Origin of the sequence: Nostoc sp. DedQUE04, assembly GCF_034530995.1 — a bacterium.
In the GTDB taxonomy this organism is placed as follows: Bacteria; Cyanobacteriota; Cyanobacteriia; order Cyanobacteriales; family Nostocaceae; genus Nostoc.
The window spans coordinates 1-12,547 of sequence record NZ_JAVRCA010000118.1 but is presented as its reverse complement, the minus strand read 5'-3'; the positions used below and the strand labels follow the sequence as shown (position 1 = coordinate 12,547).

Annotated in this window: 12 protein-coding genes and 2 pseudogenes; 7 read left to right on the top strand and 7 right to left on the bottom strand. The window is 42.4% G+C overall.

All coding sequences use genetic code 11. From position 1 onward, the window contains the following. Positions 1 to 99 precede the first annotated feature (99 nt). From RM049_RS38440 to RM049_RS38430, 3 genes are read left to right on the top strand one after another with little or no spacing between them, the layout of a single operon-like run. On the top strand, positions 100 to 1,128 hold the full coding sequence (locus RM049_RS38440) for a site-specific integrase (protein ID WP_322707992.1): 1,029 nt from the start codon (positions 100 to 102) through the stop codon (positions 1,126 to 1,128). Positions 1,129 to 1,130: 2 nt separating this feature from the next. Then, a complete protein-coding gene (locus tag RM049_RS38435) occupies positions 1,131 to 1,598 on the top strand; it encodes a hypothetical protein (RefSeq protein ID WP_322707991.1) in 468 nt (155 codons plus the stop codon). A gap of 2 nt (positions 1,599 to 1,600) precedes the next feature. After that, the gene (locus tag RM049_RS38430; protein WP_322707990.1) at positions 1,601 to 2,296 is read left to right on the top strand and encodes a hypothetical protein; all 696 of its coding nucleotides are present in this window, start codon (positions 1,601 to 1,603) and stop codon (positions 2,294 to 2,296) included. On the opposite strand, the gene RM049_RS38425 is transcribed toward RM049_RS38430, so the two are convergent. The 4 genes from RM049_RS38425 to RM049_RS38410 all read right to left on the bottom strand — a co-directional run bounded on the left by RM049_RS38425 (position 2,280) and on the right by RM049_RS38410 (position 8,791). Beyond that, positions 2,280 to 3,887 (bottom strand): HlyD family efflux transporter periplasmic adaptor subunit, encoded by a 1,608-nt coding sequence (locus RM049_RS38425; RefSeq protein WP_322707989.1) that lies wholly within the window; start codon positions 3,885 to 3,887, stop codon positions 2,280 to 2,282. The two genes, RM049_RS38430 and RM049_RS38425, sit on opposite strands and share 17 nt — an antisense overlap. A 98-nt stretch (positions 3,888 to 3,985) precedes the next feature. After that, complete coding sequence (locus tag RM049_RS38420; protein ID WP_322707988.1) at positions 3,986 to 6,940, bottom strand: peptidase domain-containing ABC transporter; 2,955 nt, start codon at positions 6,938 to 6,940, stop codon at positions 3,986 to 3,988. Between the two features lie 152 nt (positions 6,941 to 7,092). Continuing rightward, positions 7,093 to 7,890 (bottom strand): peptidylprolyl isomerase, encoded by a 798-nt coding sequence (locus tag RM049_RS38415; protein WP_322707987.1) that lies wholly within the window; start codon positions 7,888 to 7,890, stop codon positions 7,093 to 7,095. A 613-nt stretch (positions 7,891 to 8,503) separates the two neighbouring features. Further along, positions 8,504 to 8,791: a hypothetical protein gene (locus RM049_RS38410; RefSeq protein ID WP_322707986.1), complete on the bottom strand. Its 288-nt coding sequence runs from the start codon at positions 8,789 to 8,791 to the stop codon at positions 8,504 to 8,506. Positions 8,792 to 9,381: 590 nt separating this feature from the next. Here RM049_RS38410 and RM049_RS38405 point away from each other — a divergent pair. Continuing rightward, positions 9,382 to 9,597, top strand: a complete 216-nt coding sequence (locus RM049_RS38405) for a pentapeptide repeat-containing protein (protein WP_322707985.1) — start codon at positions 9,382 to 9,384, stop codon at positions 9,595 to 9,597. 23 nt (positions 9,598 to 9,620) lie between these two features. Here RM049_RS38405 and RM049_RS38400 read toward each other — a convergent pair. Beyond that, positions 9,621 to 9,845: pseudogene (locus RM049_RS38400) on the bottom strand (IS4 family transposase); the annotation flags it as partial. 14 nt (positions 9,846 to 9,859) lie between these two features. Here RM049_RS38400 and RM049_RS38395 point away from each other — a divergent pair. Both RM049_RS38395 and RM049_RS38390 read left to right on the top strand, forming a co-directional pair. Next, positions 9,860 to 10,569 (top strand): annotated as a pseudogene (locus RM049_RS38395) (IS1 family transposase). Between the two features lie 27 nt (positions 10,570 to 10,596). Beyond that, on the top strand, positions 10,597 to 11,181 hold the full coding sequence (locus tag RM049_RS38390; RefSeq protein WP_322673088.1) for a hypothetical protein: 585 nt from the start codon (positions 10,597 to 10,599) through the stop codon (positions 11,179 to 11,181). Positions 11,182 to 11,291: 110 nt separating this feature from the next. On the opposite strand, the gene RM049_RS38385 is transcribed toward RM049_RS38390, so the two are convergent. Both RM049_RS38385 and RM049_RS38380 read right to left on the bottom strand, forming a co-directional pair. Then, complete coding sequence (locus tag RM049_RS38385) at positions 11,292 to 11,783, bottom strand: hypothetical protein (protein ID WP_322707984.1); 492 nt, start codon at positions 11,781 to 11,783, stop codon at positions 11,292 to 11,294. Continuing rightward, positions 11,704 to 11,943 (bottom strand): hypothetical protein, encoded by a 240-nt coding sequence (locus tag RM049_RS38380; RefSeq protein WP_322707983.1) that lies wholly within the window; start codon positions 11,941 to 11,943, stop codon positions 11,704 to 11,706. Before RM049_RS38380 ends, RM049_RS38385 begins: the two co-directional genes overlap by 80 nt. A 175-nt stretch (positions 11,944 to 12,118) precedes the next feature. On the opposite strand from RM049_RS38380, the gene RM049_RS38375 reads away from it, so the two are divergent. Further along, positions 12,119 to 12,484: a helix-turn-helix domain-containing protein gene (locus RM049_RS38375; protein WP_322707982.1), complete on the top strand. Its 366-nt coding sequence runs from the start codon at positions 12,119 to 12,121 to the stop codon at positions 12,482 to 12,484. The last annotated feature ends 63 nt before the right edge of the window (positions 12,485 to 12,547 follow it).

The window sequence follows — 12,547 nt, the reverse complement described above, 5'->3', positions numbered from 1 at the left end:
CTGTTGCTCAACTTATGCTTTCAAAGTTGCTCATTTTATCCTTACAGTGACATATACTGAATTTTTAAATTCAGAGCCACCCAGTGCGATCGCATAATTATTGTGAATAACCCTGAACTAAATAATTTACCTCCGATTAAACTCATCCCCCTAAACGCTGAAACTGCATCGCTCCTTGGGCGCACCACTAGTACAAGTAGTACAAGACCACCAACCGATATTCGGTGGGTAAAAGTTCTGGAATTTTTACGCAGCAACAATCTCGCACCCAACAGCCGCAAACTCTACGAACGCGAACTAAAGCGGTTTTTGGGTTGGAGTGAGCTACATTATCATGAACTGCGTCCACGTCACCTTGCGCTATATAAAGAATATCTCCGAGATGAAGTAAAAACTGATGCAGGTAAACCGCTTTCCAAAAGCAGCATCAATGCGGGAGTGGCTGCACTCAAAAGCTTTTTTAAATGGATGTGCTATACGTATCCTGACATAATTTCTACTAATCCCACGCTGGGTATTAAACTGGAAAAAGTGCCATTGCCACCAGCCCAAAGTTTGACCCCTGAAGAAATGGAACGGGTATGGTCAGCTTTGGAATTGCTCCAAGAGACAAAGCAACGCGATACAGCACTTGTTCACATTCTCAGTCACGGGCTGCGTGCTGGAGAAATTGTGGAACTAAATGTTGGGTCGTTTGATGGCAAGCTACTGTTTTTACCCGATACCAAAACCAACGAACCACGTTTAGTCCCACTAAAAAAAGAGAGTCGCTTTGTTTTGGCAGAGTATTTGCTTACGCGCGAACAACAAGGAGACGTGTTGACTAGCCTTAGCCCATTGATGATTTCACACCATGCTTTATATAAAGGTGAACGCTTGAGTTATCACGGCATTTACTTCGCCGTGGAAAAAATTGGCGAACTTGCTCATATTGAAGACTTACATCCTCACTCCTTTCGGCATACTTACGCTACTGACTTATTGCTATTGGGCGTTGATCCCAGTCATGCACGAAAGTTGACGGGGCATCAAAGCGAGAAAGCGTTTAGACGGTATACCCTCCGCAGCGAACAAGAAGCCGCGATCGCTGCTTACTATCGTGCGATTGGAGAGGATGAAGTGGAGTAGATATGCCAAAGCCACTCGATCCTAAGTGTCAGTTATGTGCCAAGTTGCCAACGGCTAAAGCTAAAGTTTTACACGGGACAAATGGGGATGGATGCTGGAATCCTAAAGTTTGCCATAATCGCCGTTCTTTCTACCGCCGTCGAACCGATGATAATTCCGCGCAATTGGATGCGATCGCAGTCGAACCCCCAGCAACATATTTTGCAGTGCTGTATTTGTATAAAGAATCAGGGGATAAGCCATTGCACGCCTTGGGCGCAGAACTCTGGCTGGGGCAACAACCTATTTGTCGCTTAGAACCAATTCACTGCTTTGGACTAACGGCTGGCAAGATCCGCGCCTATACAGATCAGGTGTTGCAGGCGTTTGCAAAACAATACAGTGTTTCACTATATCAATATAAGGATATGTTTGAAATTACCTCAAGTTACTGCCCAGTGCGGCCTTGCCCCTTGCATCCACAATCTTAGAGATGACTACGTATCGTCAATTAACAATTTGGGATGTGCTTGATGAGTTGTCTGAATCTCCACCAACTTCTTCCCTTGATGCTATGTGGGATTGTTTGGATGCCGAGCTAGAAAAATTACCCTTGGAGGCACAGTTATCAACCGCAGCGCTTGCCTTCAGTCAAATTGCAGATATTCTTAAATCTCGTGCCGAAGTGCTGTTGCAAGATACCCGCGACCGCAATAGTCTTTTGGGGCCTGTTGTTAGGACCGATCTCTTTGCTGGTCTAGTACGGACAACAATGCACTTAGATTTAGATGATTTGATTGAACCGCAAACACCACAAACCTTTAAACCACACGGCCCACACCAATTTTCACATTCTACTGAATCGGGTGATTCTCTAGCAGCACCTGTTGAAAAAGCGAATGTTTTGGCAATGCTCGATGAGGTGACAACTTTAGAAGATGTCCGCAATTTGGCATCAGATGAGGATGTCCAAAAATGGCAGAGTGCGATCGCTAACCATCTGATAAATGTCAAAGATGAGATTTCTTTAGTTAAACTGCAACGTGTGTTGCAAATGCCGATGGTGGAAGTGTGGTTAGGATTGTTGCTTGGTGGTTTTAGCTTGGAGCAACGTGGAGATTTTTACAACAGTCGGAATATTTGGGTGAAAAGCTCAGAAACTTCGGCCATCTTCAACGAACAAACTTGAGACTTTCAACACTAGAGCTAAACATATCTGTAAAGATACTCATCACCGTCCGTTCTCGCAGTTTAATATTACCACTGACTGACATCCCAGATTGCAGAAGTACTTTACGCCCATTAATTGAAATCGATTGTTGCTCCAGGCGTACTTTAGCAGGAAATCGATAGAAAGGATAAATCTGATCTGGTGGTAGGACATCATTTCCAATCCATACCAATTTCCCTTTGACATCACCAAATTCACTAAAAGGAAATGAGTCAACCCTCACATCCACTGTCATCCCCTCTTTAACAAAACCAATATCTTTATTGGTGATGTAGACTTTAGCCACCAGAGCATCATCAGGAACAACTTTCAGAATTGGTTCGCTAGATGTCACCACAAATCCTGGTGTATGTGCCTTAAGTTCAAATACTGTACCTGATACTGGGGAATTAATTGACTGATATTGAAGATTCATTTGAGTTTGGCTCAACTGAGAGTCATTTTCGGCAATTTTCTTATTATTTTCGACAATCGCTTTAGTCAATTGAGAATCAATTTCAGCAACTTTTTTGTTATTATCTGCAATTTGGGTGAGCCAATCTTTACGAGAAATAGCTACGGTTGATTGCAACTTAGCTTGTGCCTGATTAATAGCAGATTGCAAACGTAATCCCTCTTGGATAAGCTGGTCAATTTCAGATTGAGCATTTCTAACTTCTTCTTGTTGCTTGAAATATTGAATTTTGGAAATTGCCCCATCATTCATTAACGGGGTAATATTATCGAGAATTCCCTGATTCATTTTGAGAGTATCTTTTGTGCTAACCAATTTTATTTGGGTTTGGTTGAGTTGACGACCTAATTGGTCAACTTCCAGTTTTGCAGCAGTGAACCGCGCATCCAATTCTGAAGAAGTGGAGAGGAGGCGTTCTTTTTGTTCGATGTTTAGTCCGCTACTGTCACCTGTACCATCTAGTTGGGCACGATATAATCGGTTTTCTGCAACTAGAGTAGCGCGACTTTTGGTCAGGTCAAGCATTTGATTTGAAACTTTAACATCGGTGGCAGTAACTGTAGCCCCACCTGTCATTTGAGATTGATAAAATTGATTTTCTTGAACTAGAGATGAGCGAATTTTCTTTAAAGAGTCAAGTTGGGCATTAGCAGTAGTGGGGTCAAGGCTGAGAAGATGTTCCCCAAGTTTAACCTGCTGTCCATCTTCAACGTAAATTTCTTTAACTACGCCACCAACAGGAGCCTGTATTTCTTTAACAGTACCTGTTGGCTCTAACTTACCAGTAGCGGAAACTGCTTCTTCAATTTTGGCGAAGTTTGCCCAAATAATTGTACCAGTTGTAACAGCTATCAAACCCCAAAGGATAGCTCTTGACCATTTGCGAGATTGCCGGAGAATTACAGGTTGGTCAAATTTAGTCAGATAACGTGGGGCAGTATTAGCTGGTTTTGGCTGAATATCAGATGTCTCAGTTGGTAACTGTTCCAATTGGTCAACAGAAGTTATTGCTGGATTTTGAGAACTGCCATTGCCATTGTTTGAGTGTTTGCCATTTCCATTCCCATTATTACTATTGCCATTATTAATACTCATAATTATTTAGCTGTTAGCGATTAGCTTTTTATAAATAGTAGTTCGTGAGAAGTTTTAGCTATTGTTAATTCGCAAAATATTTTCTTCTCCTCATTCGCTCAAACTTGAGCCTCCTGTTGTTGGTACAAACAGTAATAAAGCCCTGTTAAATCCATAAGTTCTGCATGAGTTCCCTGTTCTGCAATTCGTCCTTGGCTCATCATTAAAATCACATCGGCATTTTGAATTGTCCCTAGCCTGTGGGTAATGAAAAATACTGTCCTTCCCTTAAATACTTGGGCTAAATTCAAGCACACCTGACGTTCAGTAGCATAATCGAGTGCGCTGGTAGCTTCATCTAGAATCAATAGTGGTGGATTTTGTAGTACAGTACGAGCGATCGCAATTCTTTGTCTTTGTCCACCAGATAAAGCTGAACCCCTCTCTCCAACACGAGTTTCATAACCCGATGGCAAATTCATGATAAAGTCATGAGCGCAAGCAATCTTAGCAGCCTCTACAATTTCTGATGGTGTGGCATCAGGCATAGTTAGGGCAATGTTTTCTTGTACCGTGGTATCAAATAACAAAGTGTCTTGCAACACCATGCCGATTTGTTGACGTAGGGAGTAGAGTTCTACCTTATTAATGTCATAGCCATCAATTTTGATCCGACCGGAGTCTAATTCATAAAGTCGAGGTAAGAGTTTGGTTAATGTGCTTTTACCAGCACCACTTTGACCCACAACTCCAACAAACATACCAGCTTCGATGTCAAGGTGAACATTATTAAGTTGGGGGTTAGGACTTTTAGCGAAGCTGAAAGTAACACTTTCATATTGAACTGCACCAATAATAGCTGGCATGGGGATGTTATTACGCCCAGCAATTTCTGTTTCCTGGGGAGTATCGAGAATATCAGCGAGGCGTTCTAGCGATAAAGCAGTTTCTTGGAAGTTCTGCCACAGTTGAATTAACCTTAACAAAGGACTTGTGACATAACCTGCAATAATACGGAAAGCAATTAACTGTCCCAGAGTTAATTTTTGCTGTAATACTAAATATGCACCTACCCAAAGTAGAAGTAAGCTGGAGAGTTTATTCAAAAAGTTAGATAAAGAACTAGCAGTGTTAGAAGTTAGAACATTTTCAAAACTAGCACTAATATATTTCCCATAACGAGATTGCCATTGCCAGCGAGAATTCAGTTCAATATTTTGGGCTTTGACTGTTTGAATGCCTGATACTACTTCTACTAAATACGATTGAGTTTCAGCATTGCGTTCAGCTTTGGTTCTAGTTTGGCTGCGAATAATCGGAGCAAATATAAAAGTAATCAGTGCAAAGAGCGGTACTGTTGCCAGTGCTACTATAGTTAGCAACCAGCTGTAAAAAATCATTACTACAATATAAATAACAGAGAAAATAGCATCTAAAACAACAGTTAGGGCTGTACCAGTGAGGAAAGAGCGAATATTTTCTAATTCGTTGATCCGGCTGGATATTTCTCCAACAGGGCGCTTTTCAAAATAACGCAGTGGCAAGCGTAATAGGTGGTCGATAACTTCCGAACCCAGGCTTAAATCAATCCGATTGGTGGTATCGACAAACAAGTTAGTACGTAGCCAAGTAATAATACCCTCTACTACAGCCATTGCTATAAGCAGAAAGCCCAGAACATTGAGAGTATTAATCCCGTTTTGAATAATAACTTTATCAATAATTACTTGAGTGATTAAGGGATTTGCTAATCCCAAAAGTTGAACGAATAAAGAAGCAATAAATACTTCAATTAAAACAGTACGATGTTTTTTGATAGCAGGTAAAAACCAACTTAAGCCAAATCGTTTTTGAGGAGTTTCTTTGGTGGGTTGCAACAGAAGTACTTGCCCCTCCTCCCCCCAAGTTTCCACAAAATCGGCTGGCTTTTTACGGACAATTCCTTGTTCTGGGATGGCAATAACTAATTCCTTCTCCGTGGCTTTGTAAAGAATTGCATAGCTATCTTGCCAGGGAATTAAAACTGGTGTCTGTAGTTTAGAGATTGTGACAGCAGGAATATTCACCAGTTGAGATGTCAACCCCATTAATTCTCCCAAAGCACCACATAATTGAATAGAAGTACTGCCTGTACGCTGAAAATTACTAACTAACGCACGGCGCAAGACATCGCGGCGAAAGGGCATTCTTAAGTGTTGCGCTAGCATTTGAAAACAGGCAAGAGTTCCATCCACAGGGCCGCGACCCGATATGTAGGGATATTTAATTCCTTGCCCTGACTCCAGTTCTTCTGCTTGTTCTGGGCGCTCTGGAGCGAATGGGGCGTTTGCCCAAATTCCAGTTTCAGATAATGAGTCGAGGGAGAGTGAGGGAGTGAGGGAGTGGGGGAGTGAGAGAGTAGGGTCAGTAAAACCAATTAAGCGAACTGACCCAGTGATATAGGCTTGCGCTTGCGTTAGATTTAGGCGATCGCCTACTACATAGTTAGACCCTTTACTGCTAACTAACCACAGCAAGTTAGGATCTAATGAAGAGAGTGGTGTTTTACCATTCGGCAAGTGAAGAATAGTAGCTTGTTTTGTTGCAGCAGTCGCAAGTTCTTTAAGATTATCTGGAATCTTGCCCCGACGTTCTAATTCTGCACCCAATAGGTCAAAAACTTCAATTAGGCTGCAATGGTTGCAAAAAGCATTCGCTATAGCAGGTTCGAGTTCTATTAGACTTAAGAAATCGGAGGCTTTTAGTGTTAGGCAAAGAGTTTCAACTGAAGCGATCGCAGTTTCACACGGTACACCACGCAGCAAGCTTGTCCAACCGATGATTGATCCTGGTTTTAGTAGTTGCAGAGTATCTGGGGCAGAAGCACCAGGGGCATATCCCAATAAACGGGCTTGCCCCTGATAAAGAATGGCTACTCTAGCTGGGAGGGTTTCTCTGACCAAAATTGCTTGCCCCATGCGGTAGCGCAAAGGTTCAAGTTTTTCTGCAATTTTCTCAACACTGGTTATAGAAAGCTGATTAAATGGGTAGATGCTGGCGAGAAATTCTTGAATCGTGGTAGTGCTTTCTATCATCTTGTTACCAAGGGGGAGGAGTGAGGGAGTGAGGGAGTGTAGGAGGGTGGGAGTGAGGAAATGTATAATTTTTGGCATTGCTGAATCATGGGATAATTTCGCTCAATTTGTCAGAAGTTTTCAATGGTTTCAACCGCCAATTCATCCCGCATTTATGCAACGCCCAATTTTTGCCTCCCGGATTCCCTCTCTCGCTCCCACACTCCCTCACTCCCTCCCTCCTCTTCAAGTATGGTCAATTGCGCTTTGCTGATTTCTTCAGCTAACCAAGTTTCAAACAGATGATTCAAAAGTGTAGAGCGCATTGCATCATCTAGTTGAGCCGGAATTAGCTTTTCGAGTCGCACAATCACAAACCACTCATCCAATTTCATCGGCGGCCATAACTGTCCTGGTTGGGAAATGGTCAGTTTCTGTGCTATTGCTGGATGCGGTTGATTTATGGGAACAGGGCCTAACATTCCTCCTGTTTGAGCTTCTTGCCCTTGTGAATACAGCGAGGCACAGTCAGCAAACGTCTGTTCTCCTGCTTTGATGCGGAAATAGAGTTCTTGGGCCACCTCTGCATCAGATGTGCGGATTAGGGAATAAATTACTTTGTCTAGCTGAGATTTACATTGCAAAAAATAAGATTCTAGCTTTGTCCCCCAAGTGGCTTGCTTGAACTTCTCAATCCTCAGTTCTCGCGTGGCAACAGCTTCTAGTTGCTCAAGGCTCATACTGTAATGCTTTAAAGCTTTTGCTATAGCTTCCGGTGTTGTCAACTGATTGTTTTGGTAGAACTGCTCTATGACAAGAGATTTCTCTTCTATAGTTAATTCTGTTAGGGCGATCGCTTTTTCAACAATCAACAAACGACACAATTGCGGTAGCATTTGGAAACCAGCCAGCAGTTGTGGAATTTCTGCTTGGGTAATTGTCTGGTTGCCAAATTGGATAACTTGAGCCATAGAAAGCTAAAAAGCACAGATAGTGCTTGGGTAGATAGATGAACACACTCAGGAATATCTATTGCTAGTATTACCCTACTGAATCATGGCTTGCATGTTGCATCTATCACAATGTAGAGTCTACAGAAAATGGCAAAAATTTGAACTTCTGAATGCGTAAAAATACTGAAACGAAAGAAGTCGGAAGTCGGAGGTCGGAAGTCGGAAGTCGGAGGTCGGAGGTCGCAAGTTGTAAGTCGCAGTTATGAACTCTTCACTTACAGCACTTCCGGCTATTATCCAATACAGTTTTTATCCTTGCCCCTTCCTATCAGAGCTTTCAGCTTTGAGGATGTACCTTATAGCTGCCGTAAGTGCTGTAATATGGGAGAAGTTTTTACCTTATAAGAAAAAATAATCAATAACAAGTCGCTCTTTCGCTGTCAGAAAAAAACGGACATCGTGAGTCTGTTGCCCACTTTAAAGAATTATGTCTGGCACGGAGTGTCTAGACAAAAAACGCCCTTGTGACAAGCCCCCGACTTCAGTCGGGGTAAACTGGTGACGAAAGCACTAAATCCCCATTATAAAACTGTACTTCCGACTTCCGACTTCCGACTTCCGACTTATTTAACTATCCTTCACCAAGAGCAGTAACAGTAGCTTGACCGTTCAAGATGATATTACCTTTGACATCAATCGAGCCAAACAAAGTTGAACTGCCATTGTAAGTAAAGTTTTTACCGACAAGGAATGTTCCCCGTGTATTAGCAGAGCCATTGTATGTCAGATCCCCTTGAGAAATCACTTGCAAATTGCTAGTGGGATCTGTTGTTGATGTTGCCCCATTAAATGTAATATTTCCTTGACTACTGCCCGACGCAAGTATTGTGTTTCCTGCAAATCTGGCGCCACCATTCATATTAATCGAACCAGAAACCAACACCGATAAATCAAATCCCGTGCCTGGATAGTAGACAGATTAACATTGCCGTAACTTAATCTCAGTTGCACTCGATTTAATAAATCCTCAACATTTAAGAAACTGGTTTGCTAGTTGCTGCTACTGTACCTCATAACAGCCGCAAATGCTGTAATGTAAAGTTCTTTATTTTCCTTGATAACCAGATTAGTTAAGTCATTTTCTAACGCAGTCCATCGATCAAAAGTCTTATCCAATGGCTGAGGTGTTGGGTTTCGTTCCTCAACCCAATCTACATTTGCTGTGGTAGCGCGGAATGCGGTGTTGGTGAGGGTTTGGGTGAATTCGCTGTTGTCTGCTGGTGTGGGGTCGATGAACCAGCCGATTCCGTTGGCATCGTCGTCTATGAGGATTGTACCACCGTTGGGGCGACCTTGGGGGTCGTATTTGGTGATTTGGGCTTCGGCTAGTTGTCCGGTGGGGAGGTCGGTGATTTGGAAGGTTAGGTTGAAGGTGGGGTCGAAGAGGGATTGCCAGAGGTTGAGTGGGTTATCTTTATATGTGTTGGTTGATGTATTAGGGGTTGAGTTATGGATGCTGAAGAGTTGCTCCAGCGATATGCTGCTGGGGAAAGGGATTTCAGTGGGGTTGACTTGGAAGGAGCTAACTTGGTTAGAGCTAATTTGAGTGAGGCCAACTTGAGGGGAGCTAATTTGGCTAGAACCAGTTTGAGAGAGGCTAATTTGGCATATATTTTTCTGGAGGATGCCAACTTGGAAGGGGCCATCAGTGAGAGGTTAAGATAATTGCACTTTTGTCAAGAGGGTGCAGGAAAAGGAGACAAATCCAGGTTGGGGACTGCCTTTCGCAGCGCTTTGACAACTCCTAAATCTTGATTTTCTTTGGCAGCAAAGTACTTAATGGGGTCATCGGCGTTACCTTTGTCGTAGGCAACGCTAAAATGGTACAATCCTCGAAAAATCATCTCCAGAGAAATGCGGTCAAAGGGTAGAGATAATTCATCAGCTACTGCATCTCCCAGGTCTACTAAAATTCAACGTTGGAATTATGCCTTGCCCTCAACGCAACTCAAATAACATTGTTAAAAATGGACACACTCACTATGGGAAACAACGGTTCAAATGCCAAAATTGTGGACGACAATTTGTAGAAAGTCCAACTCGACAACGGATTAACCGCTCAACACGCGAGTTGATCGATAAACTCTTACTCGAACGTCTATCCTGATTCTGCGATCGCTCGCGTAACTGGAGTGTCACTACGTTGGTTGCAATACTATGTCAACCAGAAATATTACCAAACTCCAAAGTAGGTTGAAGTCAACCAAAAAAACCTGGCAGCCTAATTCGTGACTGTTGATGAGATGTGGTCATTTGTTGGCTCAAAAGCGAATAAACAGTGGATTTGGCTTGCAATTGATGCTGTGAGCCGATAAATTGTTGGAGTTTATATTGGAGACCGTTCCGCTCAAGCGGCAAAACAATTATGGCGATCGCTCCCACCAGTTTACCGTCAGTGTGCAGTTTGTTACACAGATTTTTGGGAGGCATACGAACAAGTGTTACCAAGTAAACGCCCGAAGTGCAGTCGGTAAAGATAGCGGTAAGACTTGTTATATCGAACGATTCAATAATACCGTTAGGCAACGAGTTGCACGCTTAGTCCGTAAAACATTGTCATTCTCAAAATCAATAGACAACCACATTGGGGCAGTCTGGTATTTCGTTCATCACTATAATGCCTCTCTACGACAATAAATCATTACTATGCATCACTACCAAAATATGGATAAACTTTCACTTTGTATTCGGCAATTTGGAGAAGCGGCGAGATTGCATCTTGATGAAGCTATTTTGTTAGGAGAAATGTGCTTGCTCCCAAACTTTTGCCATGAGCCAAATACATATGAAGTTATTAGTGCGTTTGTAAATAGTGTGAATAGCCGAACTTTATACTGGGGTCGTAGCAGCATGGGCGAGATAACAGTGTTTGCTAAACCCATAAATCACAGCTACGATAAAGACCGAATTAGCACTCTTTATATTGCAAACTTATTGAAATTTAGCAGACGTTTATATCCAGAGATGGAACACTATTCATTCGGCAAATTTTGGGATGAACTGGATGTTTATCGCCACTCTGAATTTTTAAATCAAGATGCATTTGAGATGTGGATGAGTAACTTTGGGCATGAGCCAAATTTGGAAATATTTCTTAAGAGAATAATACCTAAAATGTTCGGTCAGCCTAATCAAAATATTTCTTTCTACTGTCTTGTAAATGATGAAAATGAAAACACAGACTTTGCACCATACATTTTTATTGGCAATAGCTGCATTTTAACCATTGCCAGACGATGGATACTATAGTTGTAGCAGCTTGTAAACAGTCAATAACCGTGACTGTGGCGGTATATTCTTCACTTTCAGTAAAGATGTGGGTAACATTCGTTAATAATTAAGGGGAGATAAGGAGTTGTTTATTTGCCTTGATTTTTGGGTACGCGCACTTGTGTGGTAGAGATAGTAACGTTACCAGCGCTATCAGTTGCACTGTAGGTCAAGGTGTAGATACGACCGTTGCCATTACCTGAACGTTCCGCACGTAGGAAGATGCGTCCATCAGAGCGAATCTCAATATCGCCTGCGGTATCGCCATCACCCAAACCGTTATCCGGTTCGTTGCTGGTAATTGATAGGAGTCGGACGGTGGGGTTAGCATCAAAGTCATCACTAACGTTGACGTTGACCTTTACTTCAACCATCTTGTGGTTGGGTGGCCACAATTCACCAGGTATGGCAGCTACATTCAATGTTGGCGATTCATCATCGTCAATGATAGTGCCAATACCTTGAGCATCCACAATATTGGCGTTGATGGCTTCACTGAGGTTAACAAAGAAATTCTCGTTCTGCTCGTCTAAGCGATCGCCAATTATCTGTACTGCGATGGTTTTGGTAGAATTGCTCAATAACACCGAGTTTTTCTTCTAGGGTGAGTTCAAAAGGAGAGATCGCCCTAGTGATAATCAAATTGCGGCATAACTGTGGCAGCATTTGATATCCTGCTAACAGAGAAACAATTTCGGTGGCGCTGATACTGTGGTTGCCAAATTGGAGATTTTGAGCCATAGAGAATTGTCAAGCCGAATTTGAGCTTGGGTAGATTGCTTTGTACAGTTATGGTTTCCCTACTGTATGATGGCTTGTATGCAGCAGATATCACAATGACAACTATAGCGGTTCTCGCTTGAGTGAAATACAAAAGGTGGGAAGATGATGAATGCTGTAGCAAAGTGTATCTGGGATGAAAGCATACTCCACTGACCTTCGCCAAAAAGTGATTGATGCTTATAAAAATCAAGAAGGTTCTCAAAGACACCTGGCAAAAAGATTTAGTGTGAGTTTAACGTTTATCCAGAAGCTAGTAAAGCGATATCGAATTAGCAAGACAGTTGAGCCGAAGGCACATGGTGGCGGTAATACGGCTAAACTCAACAGCGAACAGATAGCATTGATAGTGACTTTGGTAGAAGAAGATAATGATGCAATTTTGGTGGAGTTATGCTCGCGATTGGAGGAGCGAACAGGTGTCAAAGTTAGCCGAGCGACAATGGGGAGAATGACTCAAAAATTGAATCTGACGCGCAAAAAAAACATTGCACGCAAGTGAAAGATACACAGAACCTGACTTTTCCCGTTAAGTCTGTTTTGCAAGCTGCCAACCTTCACAGAG

Bases quoted from the DNA above. Each gene is read 5' to 3' on its own strand.
- RM049_RS38435 (WP_322707991.1), top strand. From the start codon at position 1,131: ATGCCAAAGCCACTCGATCCTAAGTGTCAGTTATGTGCCAAGTTGCCA.
- RM049_RS38430 (WP_322707990.1), top strand. From the start codon at position 1,601: ATGACTACGTATCGTCAATTAACAATTTGGGATGTGCTTGATGAGTTG.
- RM049_RS38425 (WP_322707989.1), bottom strand. From the start codon at position 3,887: ATGAGTATTAATAATGGCAATAGTAATAATGGGAATGGAAATGGCAAA.
- RM049_RS38420 (WP_322707988.1), bottom strand. From the start codon at position 6,940: ATGATAGAAAGCACTACCACGATTCAAGAATTTCTCGCCAGCATCTAC.
- RM049_RS38415 (WP_322707987.1), bottom strand. From the start codon at position 7,890: ATGGCTCAAGTTATCCAATTTGGCAACCAGACAATTACCCAAGCAGAA.
- RM049_RS38410 (WP_322707986.1), bottom strand. From the start codon at position 8,791: ATGAATGGTGGCGCCAGATTTGCAGGAAACACAATACTTGCGTCGGGC.
- RM049_RS38405 (WP_322707985.1), top strand. From the start codon at position 9,382: ATGGATGCTGAAGAGTTGCTCCAGCGATATGCTGCTGGGGAAAGGGAT.
- RM049_RS38390 (WP_322673088.1), top strand. From the start codon at position 10,597: ATGGATAAACTTTCACTTTGTATTCGGCAATTTGGAGAAGCGGCGAGA.
- RM049_RS38380 (WP_322707983.1), bottom strand. From the start codon at position 11,943: ATGGCTCAAAATCTCCAATTTGGCAACCACAGTATCAGCGCCACCGAA.
- RM049_RS38375 (WP_322707982.1), top strand. From the start codon at position 12,119: ATGAAAGCATACTCCACTGACCTTCGCCAAAAAGTGATTGATGCTTAT.